Genomic DNA, 1,611 nt, shown 5'->3' on the forward strand with positions numbered 1-1,611 from the left:
CGGTGAGGGCGTCGTGTTCGGCCGGCGTCCCCGCCGCCCGGCCGGGGGGGGGGGACGACCGGCACGGAGGGGACGGGTGGATCGCCGATGGCCGTCTGACGGCTGGAGGGCGCGGCCGGACAGGGAATGACGGGGAGCGGCGAGAGCGCTATGCTCGATCGCCTACAAAGTTTACAAACCCCCCATTAGACAGGAATCTACCAAAGAGATGGAGTCCCGTCAACACGATTCCGGCCGCGCCGGAGCACTGCGCGCCGAGCAGTCCTACGTCACCACCCTCTACGACCGCCTTGACGTCGTCAGGGAGCAGGTCCGCGCCGACCTCGGCCGGATATACGCGCGCGGCGAGTCCGGCGGGCTCCACCAGGCCAGAGTCGAGCGGGAGGTCTCCGCCGGCGAGCACGCCCGCCGCCTGGCCCGGCTGTCCGGGGTCGAGCGCGGCCTGTGCTTCGGAAGGATCGACGACACCGGCGGCGAGACCTGCTACATCGGCCGGATCGGCCTGCGCGACGCCGATCACGACATCATCCTCACCGACTGGCGCGCCCCGGCCGCCCGCGCCTTCTACACCGCCACCCCGGGCGACCCCGGCACGCTGGTGCGCCGCCGCCACCTGCACACCGACGGCCGCACCGTGGTCGACCTCGACGACGAGGTGTTCGACCTGGAGCGCCTCAGCGACGGCGACCGCCGCACGCTGGTCGGCGAGGCCGCGCTCATGGCCACCCTGCGGCGCAGCCGTACCGGGCGGATGAACGAGGTCGTGGCCACCATACAGACCGAGCAGGACCGGGTGATCCGGTCCGGCCTGCCGGGTGCCCTGGTGGTCCAGGGCGGTCCCGGCACGGGCAAGACCGTCGCCGCGCTGCACCGGGCCGCCTTCCTGCTGTACGCCCACCGCGCCGTCCTGGAGCGGCGGGGCGTGCTGGTGGTGGGCCCCAACACGCTGTTCTCCCGATACATCGGCCAGGTGCTGCCCTCCCTCGGCGAGACCGACGTGGTGCTGTCGGCCGTCGGCGAGCTGTATCCCGGTGTGCGCGCCACCGCGACCGACGACCCGCCCACCGCCGTGGTCAAGGGCGACCTGCGGATGGCCGAGGTGATCGCCACGGCGCTCCGCGACCGCCAGCGCGTCCCCGACGGCGGCCTGGAGGTCCCGGTCGTGCTGCGGACCTCGGTGCGGAGCGGGGTGGAGGTCGTGGTCGAGCGGATGACGCTGCGGGTGGACCACACCGCCTGCGAGGCCGCCCGGGACCGGGCCAGGGCCGCCCGACGCCCGCACAACGTGGCCCGCAAGCTGTTCCTCGTCTCCATGCTCGGCGCGCTCGCCCTGGACGAGGCCGCCCAGCTGGACCGGCCGATGGACGAGGAGGACCTGCGCCACGCCCGCAAGGTCCTGTGGGCGCAGCCGTCCGTGCGCGAGGCACTGGACGCGCTGTGGCCGCGGCTCACCCCCGAACGCCTGATCGCCGACCTGCTCGCCGACGCCGACGCGCTCGCCTCGGCCGCGCCCGGCCTGTCGCGGGCCGAGCGGGCGAGCCTGCTGCGGCCGTACGGCAGGCCGTGGACGGTCGGCGACGTCCCGCTGCTGGACGAGGCCGCCGAGCTCCT

1 protein-coding gene is annotated in these 1,611 nt (G+C 74.2%); it reads left to right on the top strand.

Translation table 11 applies throughout. The features are described 5' to 3' along the window. Nucleotides 1-208: 208 nt before the first annotated feature. Nucleotides 209-1,611: HelD family protein (locus ACWDS7_RS48355; protein WP_451934810.1), on the top strand; the 1,403-nt coding region annotated here is incomplete at its 3' end.

This window comes from Streptosporangium sp. NPDC003464, from assembly GCF_053588315.1.